The organism is Aidingimonas halophila (assembly GCF_900106955.1).
GTDB classification, from domain to species: domain Bacteria; phylum Pseudomonadota; class Gammaproteobacteria; order Pseudomonadales; family Halomonadaceae; genus Aidingimonas; species Aidingimonas halophila.
In genome coordinates this window covers 326110-348545 of the sequence record NZ_FNNI01000002.1, presented here as the reverse complement: position 1 = coordinate 348545, position 22436 = coordinate 326110, and the positions used below count along the sequence as shown (strand labels likewise).

At 56.2% G+C, this 22436-nt stretch carries 21 protein-coding genes and 1 pseudogene; 12 read left to right on the top strand and 10 right to left on the bottom strand.

Features of this window, described 5'->3' with window-relative positions; genetic code table 11:
- The first annotated feature begins 60 nt into the window (after nt 1–60).
- A complete protein-coding gene (locus tag BLW01_RS04980; protein ID WP_092568388.1) occupies nt 61–852 on the top strand; it encodes an amidohydrolase family protein in 792 nt (263 codons plus the stop codon).
- 136 nt (nt 853–988) lie between these two features.
- Here the strand turns inward: BLW01_RS04980 and BLW01_RS04975 are convergent, their stop codons facing one another.
- From BLW01_RS04975 to BLW01_RS04965, 3 genes are read right to left on the bottom strand one after another with little or no spacing between them, the layout of a single operon-like run.
- Nucleotides 989–2518 (bottom strand): tripartite tricarboxylate transporter permease, encoded by a 1530-nt coding sequence (locus tag BLW01_RS04975; RefSeq protein ID WP_092568387.1) that lies wholly within the window; start codon nt 2516–2518, stop codon nt 989–991.
- A gap of 12 nt (nt 2519–2530) precedes the next feature.
- On the bottom strand, nt 2531–2980 hold the full coding sequence (locus tag BLW01_RS04970; protein ID WP_092568386.1) for a tripartite tricarboxylate transporter TctB family protein: 450 nt from the start codon (nt 2978–2980) through the stop codon (nt 2531–2533).
- Nucleotides 2977–3966, bottom strand: a complete 990-nt coding sequence (locus tag BLW01_RS04965; RefSeq protein ID WP_092568385.1) for a Bug family tripartite tricarboxylate transporter substrate binding protein — start codon at nt 3964–3966, stop codon at nt 2977–2979. The genes BLW01_RS04970 and BLW01_RS04965 overlap by 4 nt, the downstream gene beginning before the upstream one ends.
- Before the next feature lie 138 nt (nt 3967–4104).
- Between BLW01_RS04965 and BLW01_RS04960 the strand changes: the two genes are divergently transcribed.
- From BLW01_RS04960 to BLW01_RS04935, 6 genes are all read left to right on the top strand, one after another.
- The gene (locus BLW01_RS04960) at nt 4105–4773 is read left to right on the top strand and encodes a response regulator (RefSeq protein ID WP_092568384.1); all 669 of its coding nucleotides are present in this window, start codon (nt 4105–4107) and stop codon (nt 4771–4773) included.
- Nucleotides 4770–6173, top strand: coding sequence for a sensor histidine kinase (locus tag BLW01_RS04955; protein WP_092568383.1), 1404 nt, complete (start codon nt 4770–4772; stop codon nt 6171–6173). Before BLW01_RS04960 ends, BLW01_RS04955 begins: the two co-directional genes overlap by 4 nt.
- Nucleotides 6170–7198, top strand: a complete 1029-nt coding sequence (locus BLW01_RS04950; RefSeq protein WP_229806383.1) for an ABC transporter substrate-binding protein — start codon at nt 6170–6172, stop codon at nt 7196–7198. The genes BLW01_RS04955 and BLW01_RS04950 overlap by 4 nt, the downstream gene beginning before the upstream one ends.
- Before the next feature lie 216 nt (nt 7199–7414).
- Complete coding sequence (gene guaB, locus BLW01_RS04945; RefSeq protein ID WP_092568382.1) at nt 7415–8884, top strand: IMP dehydrogenase; 1470 nt, start codon at nt 7415–7417, stop codon at nt 8882–8884.
- A gap of 160 nt (nt 8885–9044) precedes the next feature.
- A complete protein-coding gene (gene guaA / locus BLW01_RS04940) occupies nt 9045–10622 on the top strand; it encodes a glutamine-hydrolyzing GMP synthase (RefSeq protein WP_092568381.1) in 1578 nt (525 codons plus the stop codon).
- A 75-nt stretch (nt 10623–10697) separates the two neighbouring features.
- Nucleotides 10698–11702: a virulence RhuM family protein gene (locus tag BLW01_RS04935; protein ID WP_092568380.1), complete on the top strand. Its 1005-nt coding sequence runs from the start codon at nt 10698–10700 to the stop codon at nt 11700–11702.
- Between the two features lie 310 nt (nt 11703–12012).
- Here the strand turns inward: BLW01_RS04935 and BLW01_RS04930 are convergent, their stop codons facing one another.
- From BLW01_RS04930 to BLW01_RS04910, 5 genes and pseudogenes are all read right to left on the bottom strand, one after another.
- The gene (locus BLW01_RS04930) at nt 12013–12621 is read right to left on the bottom strand and encodes a hypothetical protein (RefSeq protein ID WP_092568379.1); all 609 of its coding nucleotides are present in this window, start codon (nt 12619–12621) and stop codon (nt 12013–12015) included.
- A 1-nt stretch (nt 12622) separates the two neighbouring features.
- Nucleotides 12623–13108 carry a hypothetical protein gene (locus BLW01_RS18340; protein ID WP_139243915.1) on the bottom strand — a complete coding sequence of 162 codons (486 nt, stop codon included), beginning with the start codon at nt 13106–13108 and terminating at the stop codon, nt 12623–12625.
- Nucleotides 13060–13395 (bottom strand): PAAR domain-containing protein, encoded by a 336-nt coding sequence (locus tag BLW01_RS18960; RefSeq protein WP_092568377.1) that lies wholly within the window; start codon nt 13393–13395, stop codon nt 13060–13062. Before BLW01_RS18960 ends, BLW01_RS18340 begins: the two co-directional genes overlap by 49 nt.
- Before the next feature lie 175 nt (nt 13396–13570).
- A pseudogene (locus tag BLW01_RS04915) lies at nt 13571–13957 on the bottom strand (IS30 family transposase); the annotation flags it as partial.
- A gap of 225 nt (nt 13958–14182) precedes the next feature.
- Nucleotides 14183–15022 carry an EamA family transporter gene (locus BLW01_RS04910; protein ID WP_092568376.1) on the bottom strand — a complete coding sequence of 280 codons (840 nt, stop codon included), beginning with the start codon at nt 15020–15022 and terminating at the stop codon, nt 14183–14185.
- Between the two features lie 100 nt (nt 15023–15122).
- Here BLW01_RS04910 and BLW01_RS04905 point away from each other — a divergent pair, with 100 nt between their 5' ends.
- A complete protein-coding gene (locus BLW01_RS04905) occupies nt 15123–16058 on the top strand; it encodes a LysR family transcriptional regulator (protein ID WP_092568375.1) in 936 nt (311 codons plus the stop codon).
- A 60-nt stretch (nt 16059–16118) separates the two neighbouring features.
- Here the strand turns inward: BLW01_RS04905 and BLW01_RS04900 are convergent, their stop codons facing one another.
- Nucleotides 16119–16988 carry a LysR family transcriptional regulator gene (locus BLW01_RS04900; RefSeq protein WP_092568374.1) on the bottom strand — a complete coding sequence of 290 codons (870 nt, stop codon included), beginning with the start codon at nt 16986–16988 and terminating at the stop codon, nt 16119–16121.
- Nucleotides 16989–17077: 89 nt separating this feature from the next.
- On the opposite strand from BLW01_RS04900, the gene BLW01_RS04895 reads away from it, so the two are divergent.
- Nucleotides 17078–18310, top strand: a complete 1233-nt coding sequence (locus BLW01_RS04895; protein WP_092568373.1) for an MFS transporter — start codon at nt 17078–17080, stop codon at nt 18308–18310.
- Between the two features lie 385 nt (nt 18311–18695).
- On the opposite strand, the gene BLW01_RS04890 is transcribed toward BLW01_RS04895, so the two are convergent.
- A complete protein-coding gene (locus tag BLW01_RS04890) occupies nt 18696–19877 on the bottom strand; it encodes an MFS transporter (protein WP_092568372.1) in 1182 nt (393 codons plus the stop codon).
- A gap of 111 nt (nt 19878–19988) precedes the next feature.
- Between BLW01_RS04890 and BLW01_RS04885 the strand changes: the two genes are divergently transcribed.
- The 3 genes from BLW01_RS04885 (at nt 19989) to BLW01_RS18855 (ending at nt 22285) form a co-directional block, all read left to right on the top strand.
- Nucleotides 19989–20840 carry a helix-turn-helix transcriptional regulator gene (locus tag BLW01_RS04885; protein ID WP_092568371.1) on the top strand — a complete coding sequence of 284 codons (852 nt, stop codon included), beginning with the start codon at nt 19989–19991 and terminating at the stop codon, nt 20838–20840.
- A gap of 211 nt (nt 20841–21051) precedes the next feature.
- Entirely contained in the window at nt 21052–21633 is a 582-nt protein-coding gene (locus tag BLW01_RS18955) for an MFS transporter (protein WP_092568370.1), read from the top strand.
- A complete protein-coding gene (locus BLW01_RS18855) occupies nt 21602–22285 on the top strand; it encodes an MFS transporter (RefSeq protein ID WP_092568369.1) in 684 nt (227 codons plus the stop codon). The genes BLW01_RS18955 and BLW01_RS18855 overlap by 32 nt, the downstream gene beginning before the upstream one ends.
- Nucleotides 22286–22436: the final 151 nt, after the last annotated feature.

Here is a 22436-nt window from a genome sequence, read left to right as displayed (position 1 = left end):
TTATATATGAGTTGATATCTATGACATGTAATTCTCTCGAGGACAAGCCGGATTCGACTAATGTCTAAAATCGTTGATGCCCACGCCCACGTTTTCACCGATCGCTGTCGCTTCGCGGACAATCCCCGCCACCGTCCTCGTTATGAGGCACCTTTGGCCACCTATCTCGATTTACTGGACCACTGGGGGATTGACTGCGGCGTGCTTGTACAACCCAGTTTTCTCGGCACTCACAATGACTACCTCATGGAATGTCTGCGCCGGCATCCGGACCGACTCAGGGGCGTGGCGGTTATCGATCCTCGAGTGAGTGATGTCTCGCTGGATGATATGGAGTCGTCGGGAATCCGAGGGACGCGATTGAACTGGATCGGGAGAACGGTAGACGAATTGCAGACGGCAGGGTGGGCGGATCTATTCACACGCCTCGAGTCGCGATGCTGGCACGTGGAGGTCCAGGCCGAGGGGCGTACCCTGTTAGCCATCCTCGATCTGCTGTCTCGCTGGGAACTGGATCTGGTGATCGACCATTTCGGCCGGCCGCAAACCAATGCCTGGCGTGATCCTGTCATCGAACGGCTGTGCACGGGAACGGCAACCCAGCGCTACTGGGTCAAGTGTTCGGCCCCCTACCGCAGCCAAAGCGATGGCTTTGCCGACGTCTGTAAACGGCTTCTCGAGTCACTGGGGCCGCAACGACTGATGTGGGGCAGCGACTGGCCCTGGACGGAGCATGAGCATCTCTATAGTTATGAGAAAGCACTGCACGACATCGAGCAGTGGATACCCCAGCCGGCGCTGGAACAGGTCATCCGCGAGACACCGCGGCAGTTCTATGGTTTCGATACCTGACGTGACAGCGCAACGTTCGCGATGAATCCGGCCTATGGTAATTCGACTCAAGCTGCCCCGGCCTGCAATGGCCTGGATGTCGAAACAACGAGCCCGCCTTGACATAGGCGGGCTCGCGAGGCGTGTGAAAATGCTATCAGTCGTCTTCGACTTGCGCCATTGGCCTGTTGCTGGGTTGCAGCTTCGTGATCAGTTTGGGCAACAACCAAGGCAGTACCAAGAGTGCGGCTGCGGCGATCCAAAGGCCTATGGAAATGCCGGACCTCCAGAGAATGTCGATGTCGCCGCCGCTGGCCGATAGGGCACGGCGCAGGTTCTGCTCCATCAGTCCACCGAGCACATAACCGAGGATTACAGGTGCCAGGGAGAATCCCAGTTTGCGCAACAGGTAGCCAAACACCCCGATGATCAGCATCAGGAAGATGGCTGTCAGATCAGAGTGCAGCTGATAGACGCCAACGAACGACAGAATGGCAATGCCGGGTACCAGCACCCATCGTGGAATGGTAAGTATCCGCGCAAAGACGCCGGCTAAAGGCAGGTTGAGGGCTAGTAGTACGACGTTGCCGATATACAGTGAGGCAATCAATCCCCCTGCCACTTCAGGTCGCTCACTGAACATCATCGGGCCGGGTGTGATGTTATAAAGCATCAGAGCACCGAGCAGTACGGCGGTGGTTCCTGATCCAGGTATCCCCAAGGTCAACATGGGTACGAATGAGCCGGCTGCCGAAGCATTGTTGGCGGCCTCGGGGGCGGCGAGTCCGCGCATGTCGCCCGTGCCAAAGGTGCCGTCCTTGTCGCTTATCCGCTTCTCCGTGGTGTAGGACACGGCTCCGCCGACTGAGGCGCCGGTACCTGGAAGAATGCCGATAATGAAGCCGATCAGCCCGGAACGCACCATGGCGCCTTTACAGGCAAGCACTTCCTTGAGGCTGATGAACACGCGGCCAAGTGGCGGAATGTCGTCTTCGTCATCCTGGCGATTGGCATGCTCCAACATCAGAAGAATTTCGCTGATGGCGAACAGGCCGATAATCATTACCACGAAATCGATACCATCGTAGAGTTCCGGCATGCCGAAGGTATAGCGCATGACACCGGTGCTTGAATCCACCCCGACCGTACCGATCAATATGCCCAGTACTGCCCCGATAGCGGTCTTGATGGGATCTTTCCCCATCATGACCGACATGGAGGCAAAGGCGAATATCATCAGTGCGAAGAACTCGGCAGGGCCGAACATTACGGCCACTTCGGCCAGCAGAGGGGCGAATAACGTCAGCCCAAGGATGGCGATGGTGGCACCGACAAAGGAACTGACCGCTGAAAGGCCCAATGCCGGCCCCGCGAGCCCTTTCTTGGCCAGGGGATGCCCATCGAGGGTGGTCATTACTGCGCCCGCGTCGCCGGGCACATTGAGCAGAATGCTTGACATGCGTCCACCATACTCGGCCCCGGTGTAGATGGCGGCCAGTAGAATCAATGCCGACTCGGCCGGCAAGCCCAAGGTGTACGCCAGCGGCATCAAAATAGCGATACCATTGATCGGGCCGATGCCGGGCAATGCGCCGAACATCGTTCCCAGCAAGGCGCCTAAAAAGGCAAGCCCCAGATTGAGGGGAGTCAAGGCGACGCCGAAACCATGAATGAGAAAATCGAACATGTTGGCGCTCCTTTAAAACCAGGTTTCCAGCCAATAACCACCAGGCAAGGAAATGCCCAAGGCATCAGTGAACAGGAAGAAACTGCCGACCGACATCACAACGCCGGTTATCAGTGCCCTGTTCCACGAGGCATCAAAGATTCTGGCCAGCATGGCGACAGTCATCAGCGTCGTGATGATAAAACCCAGGCGAGTAAAGAGGAGGGCATAGATCAGCATGACCCCCAGGACCAGAAGGATCTTGAGGGTCAGTGCCCGATGAGGCCATTGCCCATCTTCGCCAGGCTTGAATACGAGCACCAGCGACAACATGGCGAGCAGTATCGCCAAACCCAGAGGAAAGGCCTTGGGGCCCACGGGGTCGTAGCTGATCGGCACATTCAACCTGAGGGCCTGGACGGCGATGAACGCCGCCAGACCGGTTAGCACGATGCCTAGCAATCGGTCGGCGGCAAGTTTCATTGCTTCAAACCTACTTCATCGGCCAGGGATTCAAAGGTTTCGACCTGTTCCAGAACATAGTCATTGAAGTCATCGCCGAAGCGTGACATCGGGAAGAGGCCGCGATCTTCACGTAATTGGCTGAACTCGTCCGATTTCGAGAGCTCGGAGAGGCGTTCTGCCCACGCTTCATAGGCTTCATCGTCGACGTTGGGGCCCATGTAATAGCCACGCCAGATCGGCCATTGAACGTCATAGCCTTGTTCTTCCGCTGTCGGGATGTCGGCATAAGGGCCTTCCATGCGTTCTTCGGAGAGCGATGCCAGGACTCGGATCTTGCCGCTTTCCAGTTGCGACTTGAGTTCGGAAAGGTCGCCGGTGAATACCTGGATATGGTCGCCCAACAACGCCGCCAGGGCTTCACCGCCACCTTCGAACGCCACATAATTGAGGCTCTTGGGGTCAATATCGGCGGATTTGGCTGTTAACGCCGCTTTCATCCAGTCTTGGCTGCCAACGGTACCACCGGCACCAAAGGCAATGTCGTCCGGTGAATCACTGAGATCTTCCATGAGCTCATCGAGGTTTTCCCATGGGGCATCGTCCTTGACGACTATGGCGCCGTAATCGACTCCCAAGGCGCCCAGCCAGCGCACGGCATCAGCCTCGTATTCACCAAACTTTTCCAGCGCCAGGTTGACGGCTGCGCCGGTACTGGCAGCCACGATGAGGTTGGGATCATCATTACGTACGCCATTGACATGGTTGTAAGCAACAGCACCAATGCCGCCAGGCATGTAACTCACGGCCATCGGTTGATCGATCATGCCTGTTTCTTCCAGCCCATTGGCTGCCAGTCGGCAGGTGAGGTCATAACCGCCACCTGGTTTCGCTGGAGCAATACACTCGGTTGCCTCTGACTGAGCATGAACATTACCAGCAGCAAGCGCACCTCCGATTAAGGTCAGCATGCCGGCATATTGATGGAAAGCCTTATTGATCTTCATGGCGAACTCCTGTTCTCTTGTTTTGCAATCAAGAGGGTGATCTCTTGTGTCATCTCTGCGGATGACAACGCTGGATGCTAGGCATGCAACCTTTCATCAACCTGTCATTTTTCTGTCGCCATATGAGACATTGGTCGTATGCGTTTGCTTGTTATCGAGGATGATCCTCTTATCGCCCGATCACTCGATCAGGCACTTACTCCTCTGGGCAATACCATCGACGCCTTTACCCATTGCGCCGAGGCCGGTGCTGCTTTGCAACGGGGACACTTCGACCTGGTGATCCTCGACCTGGGGCTGCCCGATGGCGATGGTCTTTCCTTGCTCGAGGCGTTGCGAGAGCGTGGTGATACCACGCCCGTGCTGATTCTTACTGCCCGAGATGGCGTCGATGATCGCGTCCGTGGCCTGGACCTGGGTGCTGATGACTACCTTGCCAAGCCTTTCTCGCTGGCTGAACTCGAGGCAAGAGTGCGTGCATTGCTGCGACGTAGTCAGCAGCGTGCCGACAACCGGCTGTGTTTAGGGGCCTTATGCTTCGATCAGGAATTAGGGGTGGCTTCACTGCATGGTGAGCGTCTGGACTTGCCGCGTCGCGAATTGTGCCTGCTGGAGGGCTTGCTGTTGCATGCCGGCAGCATCACGCCACGAGAAATGCTCGAAAATCGGTTGTTTGGCTTCGGTGAGGTCGGATCCAATGCACTGGAAGTCTATGTCAGCCGTCTACGTAAACGGCTGCAGGGGAGTGGGCTGACCATTCGTACCTTTCGGGGCTTGGGCTATCGACTCGAGGAAGGCGTTCGGTGATCACGGTCGATGGCTCATTGAAGGCACGACTAGCCATATGGCTACTGGTCACTGTCAGTGCGTTGGGAGCCCTGTTGCTGGTGGAAGCCTATTTAAGTTCGGAGCGTGCCGCTGAACGGGCATATGACAGTCAACTGGAGTCAGCGGCACTCACCATCGCTGAAGCTGTGCAATGGGAGGGCGGCGAACCGGTGGTGGAAGTTCCTGCCGCCGCACTGCAGATACTGGCAACCCGGCATCAGGAACGGGTGTTTTATGCCGTTCTCGATGCTGATGGTGATATCGTCTCCGCCAATCTTGAAATGTCCATTCAACCTGAGTGGCGCAGGCAAGTGACTGAGAGAACGGTGTGGATGCACGTCGACAATCAGGATGTCGACTGGCGGCTGCATGGCCGTGAATTCGATTCGGCCGGTTGGGAATCCCAGGACCCCGTGCAGATTTGGGTCGGCCACACCACAGAAGGGCGGCAGTCGTTGACCGACGAGTTGTTCGAGCAGGCCGTGACGCGCTTCCTTGCCATGGTGCTGTTGGCAGGCCTTCTGATGTTGCTGACGATGCGGGTTGCTCTGAACCCCATGCGTCGTCTGCGGCGGGTGTTACGGCAGCGGGAAGCCGATGATATGCGACCGCTCGATGCTCGGGTACCGGAAGAGTTGCGGGAATTGGCCGAGACGCTCGATTCGCTGTTCGCCCACCAGCGTGAGAGTCGTGATGCGCTATTGCGCTTTACCGCCGATGCGAGCCATCAACTCAAGACCCCGCTGGCTGGTTTGCAGAGTACCAGTGAACTGGCGCTGAAAAGCGACCAGCCCGACGAATGGCGACGCGCCCTGGAAGCCGTTCACAGTGGGGCTGGACGCACCAGCCGCCTGGCCAGTCAACTACTGAGCCTGGCACGGTTGCGTCATGTTGCCGATGGCAGTGCGATGGTTCGGTTGGATCTGGTGATGCTGTTGCGCGATACCGTCATGGACTGGGCCCAGCGTGATGTTGCCAGTGGACATGACCTGGGACTGGCCGAACTGCCTGATACGGCGCAGTACATCCATGGTGAAGCGCTTTCCCTGCGCGAACTCATCGGCAACCTGATCGATAATGCATTGAGCTACACACCGCCTGGCAGCATGATCACCCTCGGCCTCGTTCAGCACGACCGCGATGTGGAACTGTTCATCGAGGATGATGGCCCTGGCGTCTCCCCGGAGGCACTGGAACGTCTTCACCAGCCATTTGAGCGTGGTGGTCGACAAGATACCGAAGGGTCCGGGCTTGGGCTGGCAATCGTCGACTCCATCGCGCGGCGGCACGATGCCAGGCTGAGCCTGGTTCCCAATACACCGCAGGGGCTCAGAGTCTGCATCGTTTTCCCGTTGACCGCACAGGAGGCGTCGCCGTGATCGCTCGACCGCTCATGATACTGGCGCTCGCCGCGCTGGCGCTGATAGCCACACCGGCTGGCGCCAGGACCGAACTGGTCGTCGACGCGGCACTCGATAGAGAGGTCGTCGAACCGCTGTTGAGGGCATTCGAGCAGGCGCATCCCGACATCATGCTGGATTTTCGCGACAGCTCGACCCTGGAAGTCGACGAACGCGTTGCCGAGGCTGATCCTGCACCGGATGTGGTCATCAGTTCGGCCATGCCGTGGCAGATGTCACGCGTCAACGAGGGGTTTGCTCAGCCACTGGTATCATCCGAAGCTCAGGACTGGCCGGCCTGGGCCAAATGGCGCGACGAAGTGTTCGGCTTCACCTTCGAGCCGATCGTCATGGCGTACCGACTGGATCTGACGAGTTTCATGAAGCCGCCGGCGACGCATGCCGACTTGCACACGCTGCTGACGGAGCAACGGGACCTGCTACGTGGCCGGGTCACGACCTATTCACCCTCCCGTAGCGGTGTAGGTTATACGCTGTTCCAGCAGGATGCTCGTTACACCACGCGCTTCTGGGACCTGGTCACCGCCATGGGTAGTGCCGATGTCTCGCTCGAGGAGAGTACCCGCGACATGCTCAAAGGCATCAGTGAGGGACGTTACTGGTTGGGCTATAACTTGCTGGGCTCTTACGCCATGGTATGGGCTCAGGATCATCCCGAAGTCATCGTTCAGGTACCTCAGGATTATTCGCTGGTAATGATGCGCATGGCGTTTATCCACCGTGACGCTCCGAACCCTGCCGCCGCCCGTGTGTTTCTCGATTTTCTGCTCAGCGGTGATGGTCAGCGGGTGATTGCCGGCGAGACGCCCCTGTTCAGCGTGCGTCCCGATGTGGTCGGCCCATATACTGCACAGCGACTGCGTGACCAGGTGGGCGACCGCCTATACCCGATACCCATCGATGCGTCGTTGCTGGCTTTTGTCGACCCACTTCGGCGTAAAGCCTTCATGGAACGATGGCGGCGCGAATTCGGACAGCGTTAGTGGTGATTGCTGCTAGCGGACAGTTGATGGGAACCTGGGATGGACCAAGCCAAGCTTGACGAGCGTGTGAATGGCCCTCGCCAGGTCGGCCCTGCCATACCCCCTGTAACGTGCCAGCCAGCAGCCCACCTCGCATTGCCCGTTCCCTTTCATACCCGTTATAATGGTTGATTAACTTCCTCGCCGTCCTCCATCAGTTCAATGGGTGTTGCCGCTATGTTACGTATGGCCCAAGAAGCGCTTACGTTCGATGACGTATTACTCGTTCCCGGCTACTCCGATGTCCTGCCCAAGGATGTCAGCCTCAAGTCCCGCCTGACCCGCAACCTCGAACTCAACATCCCGCTCGTCTCCTCTGCGATGGACACCGTGACCGAAGCACGTCTGGCGATCGCCATGGCCCAGGAGGGCGGTATCGGCATCGTTCACAAGAGCATGACCATCGCCGGTCAGGCCGCCGAGGTGCGCAAGGTCAAGAAACACGAGAGCGTGATCGTCAAGGACCCCGTCACCGTAGGGCCCAAGGCCAAGCTGCAGGACCTGCTGGCGATGGCCGACGAATATGGCTATTCCGGCTTCCCGGTGGTGGAGGGCGACGCCCTGGTCGGGATCGTCACCGGTCGCGACATGCGCTTCCAGCCCGATCACAGCGATAGTGTCGAAGCGATCATGACGCCTCGCGACCAGTTGGTCACCGTACCGGTGGGGACGTCGCTGGAGGTCATCAAGGGCAAGATGCAGGAAAGCCGCATCGAAAAGATCCTGATCGTCGATGACGACTTCCATCTGCACGGCCTGGTCACGGTGCGCGACATCGAGAAGGCCAAGACCTATCCACACGCCGCCAAGGACAGCGATGGCCGTCTGCTGGTCGGTGCCGCCGTCGGCACTGGGCCGGAAACGCCCGAGCGCATTGCCGCCCTGGTCGAAGCCGGCGTCGATGTGATCGTCGTCGACACCGCCCACGGCCACTCCCGAGGCGTGATCGATCGCGTGGCATGGGTCAAGGAGCATTACCCCGACGTGCAGGTCATCGGCGGCAACATCGCGACTGCCGACGCTGCACGTGATCTTGCCAAGGCCGGCGCCGACGGCGTGAAGGTCGGCATCGGCCCCGGCTCCATCTGTACCACGCGAGTCGTTGCCGGTGTCGGCGTGCCTCAGGTCACGGCCGTAGCCAACGTGGCGGAAGCCCTGAAGGAGTACGACGTTCCACTGATCGCCGATGGCGGTATCCGCTTCTCCGGCGACCTGGCCAAGGCGATCGCCGCCGGTGCCAGTTGCGTGATGGTCGGCGGGCTGCTCGCCGGAACCGAGGAAGCGCCGGGCGAGATCGAGCTCTATCAGGGCCGGACCTACAAGGCCTACCGCGGCATGGGCTCGATGGGCGCCATGGCCCAGACCCAGGGCAGTGCCGACCGCTATTTCCAGGACAAGGACGCCGGCGCCGAGAAGCTGGTACCGGAAGGCATCGAAGGTCGCGTGCCGTACAAGGGCGTGATGAGCGCCATCGTCCACCAGTTGATGGGCGGTCTGCGCGCCTCGATGGGCTACACCGGCTGCCGAGACATCCAGGAAATGCGCACCAAGCCGGAATTCGTGCAGATTACCGGGGCCGGCTTCAACGAGTCGCATGTGCATGATGTGCAGATCACGAAGGAGGCGCCGAACTACCGCGCTGGTTAGCAACGCCGCTGGACTGGCGCCATGCGTTGTTGAAAACGGCCTCAGCATGCTCATTGACACCTACGTCAACTCCGCTGCTTTGGCCGTTTTCGCCTAGCCTGACGCTCAGCCAGCGACGCTGCCGATACACATACCGCCCGCCGCCATAAGAGACGCTCAGATGACCGACATTCACGCCCACAAGATCCTGATCCTCGATTTCGGCTCCCAGTACACCCAGCTCATCGCGCGCCGCGTGCGTGAGATCGGCGTCTATTCCGAAGTGCGCGCCTTCGATATCACCGAGGCCGAGATTCGCGAGTACAACCCCAACGGCATCATCCTTGCCGGTGGCCCTGAATCCGTGACCGAGCTGGATTCGCCGCGTGCACCGCAGTGCGTGTTCGAGATGGGGCTGCCGGTGCTGGGTATCTGCTACGGCATGCAGACCATGGCCGAGCAACTGGGCGGCCAGGTCGAAGGCTCGCAGAAGCGCGAGTTCGGTTATGCGCAGATCCGCATCGACGCCGAGACGGCACTGTTCAAGGGCATCAAGGATCACGTCGATCACGACACCGACAAGGCGCTGCTCGATGTCTGGATGAGCCATGGCGACAAGGTCGCCAAGGTGCCGGCGGAGTTCACGGTGACCGCCTCCACGCCGAGCTGCCCGATTGCCGCCATGGCCTGGGAAGCGAAACGCTTCTACGGCGTGCAGTTCCATCCCGAGGTGACCCACACCCTGCAAGGGCAGCGCATCCTCGAACACTTCGTGCTGGATATCTGCCAGTCCGAACGGCTGTGGACTCCGGCGCAGATCATCGAGGATCAGGTCGCCCGCGTGCGCGAACAGGTCGGCGAGCGTCACGTCTTGCTGGGGCTCTCCGGCGGGGTCGACTCCTCCGTGGTGGCCGCACTGCTGCACAAGGCGATCGGCGATCAACTGACCTGCGTGTTCGTCGACAATGGCCTGTTGCGCAAGAACGAAGGCAAGCAGGTGATGGAAACCTTCGCCCGCCACATGGGTGTGCGGGTGATTCGTGTCGACGCCGAGGAGCAGTTCCTCTCCAAACTGAAAGGCGTGGACGACCCCGAAGCCAAACGCAAGGTCATCGGCAACACCTTCATTGACGTGTTCGACGATGAAGCCGCCAAGATCGAAGGCGTCGACTTCCTGGCCCAGGGCACCATCTACCCTGACGTGATCGAATCCGCCGCCTCCAAGACCGGCAAGGCGCATGTGATCAAATCGCACCACAACGTCGGCGGCCTGCCCGAGACGATGAAACTCTCGCTGGTCGAACCGCTGCGCGAGCTGTTCAAGGACGAAGTCCGCAAGCTCGGCCTCGAACTCGGTCTGCCCTACGACATGGTCTACCGCCACCCCTTCCCGGGGCCGGGCCTCGGCGTGCGCATCCTCGGCGAAGTGAAGAAGGAGTACGCCGACATCCTGCGTGAGGCCGACGCCATCTTCATCGAGGAACTGCACAAGGCCGACTGGTACCACAAGACCAGCCAGGCCTTCGCCGTCTTCCTGCCAGTGAGATCGGTCGGCGTGGTCGGCGACGGCCGCCGCTACGAATGGGTCATCGCCCTGCGCGCCGTCGAGACCATCGACTTCATGACCGCCCGCTGGGCGCACCTGCCGTATGAGCTGCTGGAGAAAGTCTCCAACCGCATCATCAACGAGCTGGAAGGCGTCTCGCGGGTGACCTACGACGTCAGCAGCAAGCCGCCCGCGACGATTGAGTGGGAGTGAAGGCCAGGCTTTGCTAATCTATCAAGCCCGCCAAAAAGGCGGGCTTTTTGGTATCTACCTTGATAGGGCGGGCTCATGGGTAACAGTGAACTGATCCTCTACCGAACCGATGATGGACGTAGCGCCGTACACTTACGTGCCGAGGATGGGAGCGTATGGCTGACCCAGGCCGAGCTTGCCGAACTGTTTGCGACGTCGAAGCAGAATGTCAGTTTGCATGTTCGTAACATCCTGAAAGAAGGTGAGTTATCTCGAGAAGCAGTTGTCAAGGAATCCTTGACAACTGCCGCTGATGGGAAGCGCTATAAAGTCAACTGGTATAGCTTGCCGATGATCTTGGCAGTGGGATACCGGGTGCGCTCGCCGCGCGGAACGCAGTTCCGTCAATGGGCCACAGCCAATCTCAGCGAATACTTGGTCAAGGGCTTCGTCATGGACGATGAGCGTCTCAAAGAGCCCGGCGGCTGGGATTATTTCGATGAGCTGCTGGCGCGTATCCGCGATATCCGTGCCTCGGAAAAGCGCTTCTACCAGAAGGTTCGCGATCTATTTGCCCTGAGCAGTGACTACCGCACCGATGATAGTGATGCTCATCGCTTCTTTGCCGAAGTGCAGAACAAGTTGTTGTACGCCGTTACAGAGCAGACTGCCGCTGAAATCGTGGTCAACCGTGCTAATCCCGACGAGCCCAATATGGCACTGACCTCTTGGCAAGGCGCGCGGGTGCGCAAGCAGGACGTGACCATAGCTAAGAACTATCTGACCGCTGACGAGGTCGATACGCTTAATCGCTTGGTGGTGATCTTTCTGGAACAGGCCGAGCTACGCGCCAAGGAACGTAAGGATCTCACGCTGGATTACTGGCGTCGCAATGTCGACCGCCTATTGGACTTCAGCGAACGCCCTATTCTGGATGGGGCTGGCACTATCAGTGCCCACAGAGCCAAGGCCATCGCCCACGAGCGCTATGGCCAGTTTGATGCGCACCGCCGCCAGGCAGAGGCTTTGGAAGCGGATGCAGAAGACCTGGAAGACCTAGAAGCGCTTGAAGAACAAATCAAACGCAATCGTGACAAATAAAGCTGTTTGTCATGTGTTGGCGAGTCGCTGTTTAGAGATGGCTATTCATTTATTTCAGTGGGTTAGGCGCCATCTCCAGCCCGCCGAAATGAAACAGGATCGCCGTCTTGAAGCGCATTTTTGCTGCGATATCCCTTGGCCCGACGAAGGGCCATCATCAATCCAATGACAGTGTTGCACTCAGAGCCTGCATCCGCCCCTTTATAATTAAACGTGCTGGTCAGGTGGTCTAATAATTCTTCTCTACTCATGCCAACCTGGACAGATAATGATACAGCTTGCTGCGGTCGCCCGCGACGACGGCCAAGCACTACCGCATCAACACTTGGTCCACATAGCTTCCATCTTGGAGGCTCTCGATTGTCATCTCGGCCATCTCAGCTTCCAGTTCACCCTTGTCCTTTTCCTGCTTAAGAAAAGCCTCGATCAGCTCTGGAGCCGCATGGCTATCACCTAGAATGGTCGCGCCTACCCAATTGGCAGAGATCTGGCTGTCTTCCCTATGCTGCTCGACGTAACTTTCCTCTACCGCTGAGTAGCATTCCTTCCCGCTGTTCTCCCCTTCGACTTCCTCTATCAGCATGCATCGAAAAAGCGGTAGCGAGTCATGGTTCGGTGCGATGTTGAAAGCGCTTTCCACATTACGCAGTGCGATTTCGTAATTCTGCCGATAGACGGCAATCTGGGCTCTGGTAAGTAGTGCGGCATGATTGTTCGGATCTGCTGCCAGTGACTGCTCTATTAGATCTATCGCCTTGGACAGCCTGTCACTATCGCTTTCTGCCATGCCGAGGGTAGCTTCCTCATTGGCCTGCCTTTGAAGCTCGACAGACTCATCATGAAGGTCATTGCCCCCGCTTTCTTGGTAGGCAGTTATGAGAAAAGCCATTGGCAGGATAAGGAGTATTTTCTTCAGCATGTTATTTCGCTACCGCCTGAATGGAAATCGTCTTGCTAGTGCTGGGCGGCATTGGTGAGACAGATCCCGAACTGGTCTGATAAATAAATGTGCCTTGGAGACGAAGCGATATCTTCTTGCCAGCCTGTGGCTCCGGTAGGCGGATGGTGGCGTGGCCTCTTGGGGTGTACCTAGGATCGTCTGGCCAGGCATTAACACCGCTGTTCTCCAGAGCAGCAGCTTCAACAAGCAGGTCGCCATCCCTTAGCTCAGCACGCATGTTAAAAACGGCGGAGCTTGATCCAGGGGCTTGGGTTGAGGGGGCCCAACCTTGCGACGATACATGGAGGGTATTCCCTCTGATAGCGATATGATTCCGAAAAGAATAGCCACCATTCATGCCAACGCCTTCCACCAGAAGATAAGCTAGCTGATGCATGGTGACTTCTGATTCTTCGGCTACATATTCGTATACGGTTTCTGGGTTGTTCTCGGCAAGCGTACCCATGGAGGCGTTGCCCGCGCGCCTGCTGTGGTGGGGGAGCCGGTTACCACAGTAGAAGCTGCTTCGATAAACCCGCCACATGAGGTAGTACTGCCGTGGATGGCGGCTGGAGCTCCCTCAATCGAATACCAGTCTGCTCCTGTGGTAATGGCGGCGCCACAAGAACTCTTGTCGCCTACTCTGGCAATCGGTATGCCATCGACCGTAGCTGTGGAGGCACCGGAAATAATGCTATGTGGTCCACCTTTACACTGACAGACAACTCTGTCGCCTACCTTGGCAAGATCCATCGGACATTCCTTATCCATAGTGAATGAGGCAGGCTATCACTCATGTGATCGCTATGCTACTTATATGATGGCATTCTAATAATGGGCGGATGCAGGCTCTGAGTGCAACACTGCCATTGGATTGATGATGGCTCTTCGTGATACTTCGCCATCAGTTCACCCATCATTCCTGAATTCAAACATTAAGCGCAGCACCTGCGGTTTTCAGCGCCCCTGAATGCTCTCCCAGGAACACCTGTGCCGGTGTCCGATACCCCAAGCGTTTTCTGGGTCGATTGTTCAGCTTGGCAACGACTTTCCTGAGTGCTGAGTCGCTCACCTGTCGGCAGTCCGTCCCTTTCGGGAAATATTTGCGAATCAGGCCGTTGATGTTCTCATTGCTGCCCTGTTGCCATGGGCTGTTGGGATCGCAGAAGTAAATGGCCACGCCGGTGTTCTGGGTGACCTCCGCATGCTTGGCCACTTCTCGCCCCTGGTCATAGGTCAGGCTCTTGCGCGCGGCCAGCGGCATGCGATTCAGTGCCGCACTGAAGCCTTCCACCGCGGAGGTCGCCGTAGCATCGGTACTGACAGTGGTGGGGCGACAGGGAGGTATTCAGGTGCTAGCCCTTGAGAACCCAAGGCGCTTCAAGGCCCAAGCCGAGGGTCAGAATCTGGGTGCCGTCCATGCTCTACCTCCTTATCTGTCGATCAAAAACAGGGACGAAAGCAGTTGCGAGATCAATGAAGCAAATGAACAGTACTGTGGCAGTTATTGAAATCTACTCAAAACCTGCTTGTCTGGTGTTTAACTATTCCCCGCCATAATCAATACCATCGCCAAAATTGAAAGCACTATTCCCACCATACTTGCGCCGCTAACCCTTTCCCTGCGCACCAGCGAGCCAAACACGACGGGAATCATTGGGTACATCGACACAATCACGATGCTGATAATGGCAAGCTGGCCTTCCCGTGATATCGCATACAGCGTTAGCCCTAGTGCACTGATGCCGCCCGCTGCTGTTGCCAGCAGTGGAAGGCGTTTTCGTGCTAGGTGTGCGTGTTGATAAAAGGGCAGACAGCATACGGCGCCGCTGAACATACAGAGTGCGATACCGTAAAAAGCAGCATGGTCGGGCACTTGGCCCAGTAAGTGAAGCTGCAAGGCAAACCCCAAGCCTGCGCCTAAACCCAATAGCAGGCCCGCTTGGGTGCTGCTATTCACCCGTGCCTTGTTCGGTTTGCCCCCACCCGCTGTTAACCATATGGCGGGCAGGGCGATCATTACACCTAGCCATACCCAGGCGTTGGGTCGTTCGCCAAGAAACACCAGCGATAGCGCAAGGGCGATGGTCACCATTGAGACCGCGCTAACGGGCACGACGAGAGCAAAGGGAGCCTGGGATAAGCCTTTATAAAGCAGCAAGGCGCCCAGGGCTGAGCCGAGACCGGCGATAGCGCCCCATTTCCAGGCAACTGGCTCCCATGTGGAAAAGAGCAGTGCACCTGCGAGGCTGACAAGCGCTCCACCCAGATGGGTATAAAAACCAATATTAAGCGGCGGGTAAAAACGGGCGAGCAAGCCATTGATGAAGTGGGTACTGCCGAGCAATAACATGGCGGTAAGCGCAAGGGCGATGGACATGCGGTTTCCAGGTTAGGATGATAAATGGAAGGATCAGCCTATAAGGCGCTCACGTGCGGCCGGAAACCCAGGTAGCTCATGGTGACCATGAGGAGATGTGATGATTAGAGGCGCAGATATCTCTATCGCCCAACTGCGTGTATTGCTCACCGTGGCAGATGAGCAGTCCTACACGCGTGCTGCGGCGCGCCTTGGCGTTAGCCAGTCCGGTGTCAGTCACTCGATGCAGGCGTTAGAAAAACTGGCCGGTGGCCCGCTTATTTCAAAAGCCGCGGAAGGTTTGGAGCCAACGGCTTTGGGTGAGTTAGTGCTTGCTAGCGCCAGGAAGGTGGTGGGAGAGCTTCAGGTATTAAGCCAGCAAGTGGCCGAGTTCCATGATGAGGTGGATGAAACGCTGAAAATTGGCGTTATACCCAGTGCGTTAACGGGATGGTTATCGCCGCAACTTTCGAGCTTAACAAGCCGCTACCCGGAGGCTATTAGCCTTGTACTGGAAGGCATGGAGGAAGAGATCAAGGAGTGGGTGGAAAGCGGCGTGGTCAATATGGGCGTAACCACTGATGTGACGCAGCTTAATCTCACCTACTGGCGTGAGCACTTTGATTGGCAGCAGTTAAAAAAAGACGAGATAGTGGCCGTGCTGCCCGAACACCACTCCCTCAGCAAACAAGCCAGCGTGACGGTGACACAGTTAGCAGAGCACCCGCTTGTTATGTCGTCAGGCGGTTGTGAGTCGCTTATCCAGCAGATATTTGCGCACTCATTGGAAGAGGCCGAAACTTTCCAGGTGGATTTTTGGGTACGCGATACGCGGACGTTATTGCAGATGGTTGCTGGCGATGTCGGGGTTAGTTTTGTGCCCACATTGGCGTTAACAAGTAAGCCAATGCCTGGTGTGGTGACGCGCCCTTTATCGCCGAGGCGGGACCGAAATCTGATCGCGTTTTGGCCGAAAAAGCAGCCGCTTAACCAGATAGGTAGGCAATTTCTAAAGAATATACAGGATGAGGGGCTATCAGTTGAGCACAGCCAATAACGGGTTTGCTGCAGTGTAAGATAGATGCCCAAACCAATCTCATCGCAACGAATGGTAAAGTTATTTAGCGCGATCTTTGCAGCATGCACGCACATAGTTTAGAAACTCGGTAACTGTTTGAGAGGTTCTTAAATCGGTATGCATTAACCCCCACATGGCCGTGCTCAATTCAGGGATGATAGGGCTGATTCGTTTGATGCCAGCGCCTTCTTTTTCCAGGTAAGTCGGTAACACCGCTGCATAGTCGTAATTGGCGACCATGAAGTAATCCATAAGAATGGAGTTGCTTTTTAATAGCCTGCCTTTAAGTTGATTGTTTTTTGAAAACCATTCGCTGAGTAGTGGGTAATGCATTTCGCTATTGGGCGCAATCCAAGAGATACCTTTCTCTCGCCAATCGGTGAATCGACTTTTCTGTGAAACATAGACAGCCTGGTTAATAGGCAGAATTTTCTTGCCGATAAGCGTTTCGTTCGGGTTGACCACGGGGCGAAACGCGATATCTGCGTCACGTGCTTCCAGGCTCATGAGTTTATTGCTAACGATGACGCTTATATTCAGTTCTTTGTATTTGCAATTGAAGTCGTGAATGATGTTGCCCAACAGGCCATACATCAATGTGTCTGTGGTAGTGACTGTCAGGTTGCCGGATAATGTTTCTTTGGCAGAGTAAAGCTTTCGCTGGGCGTAAAGCACTTGTTTTTCGATTTCCTTTGCACTTCTCACCAGCTCTAATCCGGCAAGTGTTGGCACATAAGCATTATCTTCACGATGGAAGAGCTTTACGCCACATTTGCTTTCAATGTCAGCCAGTCGCCTGTAGATGGTGGGTTGGCTGACATGGAGCTTGCTCGCGGCCTGTCTAAGTACTTTCTCTTCAGCAATCGCCAGCACAACTTTAAAGTCATCCCACTTTAGATTCTCAATCATGAAAAACTCGTTATCATTAATGATAGTTTACATGCTAGCCATGGGTGGATAGCGTTTCAATAAATGCTTTAACAGAAGTTAATATTGCCATGAGTGAAACGCAACAAGCTTTTCAACTGATTTCTGCACAGCAGAAATTCAATGCCATTCTGGTTGCCGCTCTGTGTGTTGTGACTGCCGGTAGTTATGTAACCTTGTCGGGATTGTTGACGTCACAGCTAATTGAGGAGCTTGGCTGGTCGTCTCTGAATACAACCTTTGGCATCACCGTTAATATGATCCTATATGGTGCGACGGCACCCTTCGCCATTCATTTGATGGAAAAGCATGGGATCAAGAAAATTGTCATCGCAAGCCTTGTGATACTGTTGGCTGGCGCTTTGTTATGTATTCTGAATTCAAAGATAATATTCAATCTTGCATGGGGTGTTTTGGTTGGGCTGGGTTGTGGCGCGTTAACGATGTCATTTGGCGCTCTTTTTGCTCGCTCCTGGTTTGAGAAAACGGGCTTGCCGACAGGCATATTGACGGCTTCCTCGGTGACGGGTCAATTTGTGTTACTCCCCATGTGGGCAAAGCTGGCTAATGACGTTGGCTGGCGAGCGCCGTTAATAGGCTGTGTTGTCTTGACCCTGATCACATTGTTAATCGTGTGTTTTCTTCTGAATGAGAAGTTCTCGGCCGTGAGAACGGTGACGGCTCATCATATTAAGCCGAATAGTACATTTCTCGATGTCTTTATCAACCTGAAAGGATTTGTGAAGAACAAGAAGTTTTGGGTAATCTCATTAGCCTTTGGAATGTGTGGCGCTACCACGAATGGTCTGATGTGGAGCAGTTTTACCCCGGCGGCAACGCTGGAGGGAATATCGGTGGCGGAATCATCTTATCTGCTCCTGATAATCGGCCTTTTGAATATACCGGGCACAATTGGAGCAGGGTGGCTTTCAGATAAAATCAATAAGCAGTCGCTGCTGGCCGTGATCTTCTTTTTGCGGGGCGCGAGTTTGATTTGGCTGCCTTTTATTTTATCGCAACCCGTTGGCTGGGAGCTGATAGCCTTTGCCGTCGTGTTTGGCGTATTTGATGTTGCAACGGTTCCACCGGTGATTACTTTGTGTAACCACATATTTGGTGATCAAGGGCCTTCGGCTTTTAGCTGGATCAACGTGGCTCATCAGGTAGGCGCTGGGTTGGCTGCTTTTTTAGGTGGTTTAATTGCCTTTATTACCGGGTCTTATTTCGCATTGTGGTTTATTGCAGGCGGGATTTGTTTCCTTGCCGCTGTGATTGTACTGAGTCCTCATCATGGCGAGAAGTGAAAGGTCCAGTGCTGACGATCCTCTCGGTAGTGGGCACCATCGCCATGCCTTGGGTAGGTGGGCATATCCTTGATGGTCAATCTGAGTATACACGGTCACCGGATGGTGTCAGTTTTTCGGTATCGAGCTTTCCTCGTGGCCGGCGCTGGCGAGCTATGTGGCGCGGGTCGGAGACAGGCCGGCTGTGCGGGCGGCACGGCAAGCCGAGGGCGCCTAGTCTGCATTGATGCGCGATCTGCTGTTCGGTTGAGGTATCGGGCGGTATGGAACCGAGGCAATCCCTAGGCGTTACGTTGCTGCCCACCATGCTGACTACCTCGAACCCCATTGGTAGCACTGAACGCCGTCCGGTCGGCGGCGTTCAGTATCACGGAGTGTGGTGAGTTCACGAATCGTGGCAGACCTTGCCGCGTAAATGGGCTTGCTTCCACAGCCATGCCTGCACGCCCATGCCCGAGAGTGCCACGAGTCCGGCGACGACGGCTAGCATGTCGATAGATATCTGCAGTGCCAAGGCCAGGCCGCCGAGCGAGGCGCCGAGGGCGCTGCCGAGATAGAGGGCGGATTCGTTCAAGGCCACCGCGAGATTGCCGTCGCCCTGGACTTCGCGGGCCTTCATCAGTTCGTTGTTCTGGGGTACCTGCAGCGCCCAGCCCACGGCGCCCCAGAGCGCGATCGGGATCAGCGCCAGCCAGGGACTGATGCCGAGCAGCAGCGGCAGGGCGATCAGCGCGATACCCAGCAGCAGCATGATGGCGAAGGTGAGCCTGGGGCCTGAGAAGCGGTCGACCAGGGCGCCGATCAAGAAGCTGCCGAGTACGCCGCCCACGCCCCACACCCACAGGTAGGGCGTTACCGAGCGCTCGCCGTGCGCGCCGATCAGCGGCGCGATGAAAGTGTACATACCCAGGCTGGCGATGGCGGCCAGCAGTGAGATGCCGAGCAATCCGACCACCCGGTGGTCGATCAGGATGGAGAGCTTGCGGCGCATCGGCACCACCTGGGCGGCGGGCATGGGCGGCAGACGGTAGATCAGGCCGATCAGCGCCACTAGCCCGATCAGCGCGATCAGCCACAGGGCGGCCTGCCAGCCCCAGTGCTCTGCCAGCAGCAGGCCGAGCGGCACGCCGAGTACGGTGCCGCTCGCCATGCCGCCCATGATGATCGAGATCGTCTTGCCGCGTGCCTCCGCCGGTGCCACGCCAACGGCCGCTGCGATGCCGATGGCGAGATAGGTGCCCGCCGCCATGCCGGCCAGCACGCGCCAGACCATGAGGGCGGCGAGACTGGTCGTCAGCGCGCTGGCTGCGTTGGCGATCACGAACAGCCCCAGCATCAGAAACAGCCCGCCGCGCTGGCGATTCGCGGGCAGCAGGGCGACACACAGCGGCGACCCCAGTCCGTAGGCGAGTGTGAAAGCGGTGACCAACTGGGCGGCCACGGAAACGGAGACCGTGAATTCGGCCTGGATCAGCGGGATCAGCCCGGCGGTAACGTAAGAGGCCATGCCCAGCGCGAACGCGCCGATGGCCACCAGGTAGGTGGTGCTATGTGAGCCGCGTGCCATCTGTACTCTCCTTGATACGTCGAATGGTGTTGCAGGGGAAGTGCGGAGAGTGTGCGGTGGGTTTTAAAGGGTTACAATTTAATCGTTTATGCTATTACTAAAGGCAACAGCATGGCTCAGGAACGCACGCTTGCACGCACACGGCCCGAACTCGCCGAATTTCTGCGCACCCGTCGCGAGCGGATCTCGCCCCAGTCGGTGGGGCTCCCGGCGGGCGCGCGTCGGCGCACGCCGGGGCTGCGGCGCGAGGAGGTCGCGACCCTCGCGGGTGTGGGGGTGACCTGGTACACCTGGCTGGAGCAGGGGCGCGAGATCGGCGTGTCGTCGGCCTTTCTCGACAACCTGGCGCAGGCGCTGCAACTGGATGCGGCGGAGCGGCGCCATCTGTTCCTGCTGACTCACCAGCGCCCACCGGTCGAGCCGGGCAAGACCTGGTGTCAGGTGCCGCCCCTGGTGAAGCGCCTGATGAACGACCTGACGACACGTCCCAGCTACGTGCTGAATCTGCGCTGGGACGTGCTGGCATGGAACGACGCGGCGGCACGGGTGTTCGGCTTCGACCGCCAGCCGGCCGAGTATCGCAATCTATTATGGATGCTGTTCGACGACGCCGAACTGCGCCGGGTGATCGCCGACTGGCCGACTCAGGCGCCGCGCATTCTCTCCAGCTTCCGGCGCGACTACGCGCGGGCGGACGACGACCCCGCCATCGGCAATCTGGTGAAGGAACTCTCCGCGCACTCGCCCGAGTTTCGCCAGTGGTGGCATCGTCACGAGGTGGATGCCCCGTGCCAAGGCGTGCGCGCACTCGATCTCGATGGCCTGGGCGAGGTCGGTTTCGAGCACACCAGTCTAATCGTCGACGAAGGGCGGCATCTGCGCCTGGTGGTCTACGCCGTACAGGAGATGGACCCTCAGGCCGAGGCTTTCGCCCGCTGGATGACTGGCGAAAGCAAGGAATAGCCGAGTAGCCGTCGCTTATAGCTAAACAAGGCCGGAGGTTGCATGAGTGGAAATCGTCTATGTCACTTCACTTTTACGATGCGGCATGGTTAATAAAATCTTGCCCGGTGGGGTTTGCGTTGTCAGAGGTTTACGGAAATTATGATCGGTCATCTTTCACACAAAATCTCCCAGGATGTTGTAAATTTATCAAAAAGATGAGTAATTTTGGATGTTTTCAGGAAAAAATGTAACGGAAGACAGGTTAATAACAGTTGGGGCGACACTGCTCTTCACAAGCTATATTACATCGACATATGGTTTTGGAATATACCTATTCCCTGCCATGATTGAGCAAGTAAAGAGTGACCTTGGTTTTAGCTATGCCGCCTATGGTACAGTCGCAGCGATAGTCCAAGCTGGGGCAATGGTTTCAGCATTATTTAGCGGTTTTTTAGCTGTATGGTTTGGTTCTAGAGTCGTCGTTCTAGCCTCGATAACTACAAGCGCGCTATGTCTTTTTGGAATGGGATTCACCCATAGTCTGGTCATTTGCGCTGTGCTATTGACGATCCTTAGCATATGTTCATCGGCGGTGTGGATACCAATCGTAGACCTCTCAGGTGTTGCGATACCATCTAAGCATCGGGGTAAGTCATTAGGATTAATATCATCTGGAACTAGTTATGGAGTATTTTTGAATAGTTTATTATTGCTGTTGCTACTCCCACTTGCTGGGTGGCGTTCTGTATGGATCCTAGCGAGTATATTTGTGAGCTCGATTGCAATCACAAGTTTTTTTTTGGCTTCCTAAGATAGATCATAGACCTGAGGGCGTCCGTAATCACAATACTCAGAAAGTAAATGCATCCGTGATCCAGCAGCTTAAGTCGCTTCCAAGAAAACAGACAAGCTTACTGCTTATTGCAATGTTTTTGAGTGGCATTGCTTACAGACCCTTTCAGATTTATCTGTCCTCATATGCTAAAACTAACTTGACTTCTGAAGAAACGGTATCAGCTTACTCTTGGATGATAATTGGTGCTGTAGGAATGGTGAGTGGTCTAGCAGTCGGCTATTTGGCTGATAAAATATCAATCCGGCGTGGCATTATGTTTGTATGTACACTAATGTCTCTATCATGCGGATTTCTTATATTAGGAGCCGAACGCGACGCTTCATTATTTTTCTACTTATCCTCTTTTTTGTTTGGTGCTTCATTTTATCCAATTTTTGGTCTTTTCCCAGCCTACATAAGCCGTTGCTATAGTCAGAAAAGTGCAGCTCTGGCTTTTTCTTTTGGAAATTTTGCTTTGGGGGCAGGGGGAGTGATTGGAAACTTTGTAGGCGGGGTGACTGTAGATATGACAGGATCTTTTACGCTGGCGTATTTGATCATGCTGATATCAGTTGTTTTCTCATTAGTAGTCGTTGCTTTCTTCCCGAAAGAAGACGCTCACGATTAAAAATGGAGGCACAGTGAAAACTCAAGAAAAGCAGCTATTGGTGGCTGGATTAAAGATGAAAAGCCTTATTTGCCTAGAGTCTATAGGGGGTTGAGCAGTATCCCTCGGAGCCAGTTAAGTCATGAACGACTGGCTTATTTTGAGGACTATC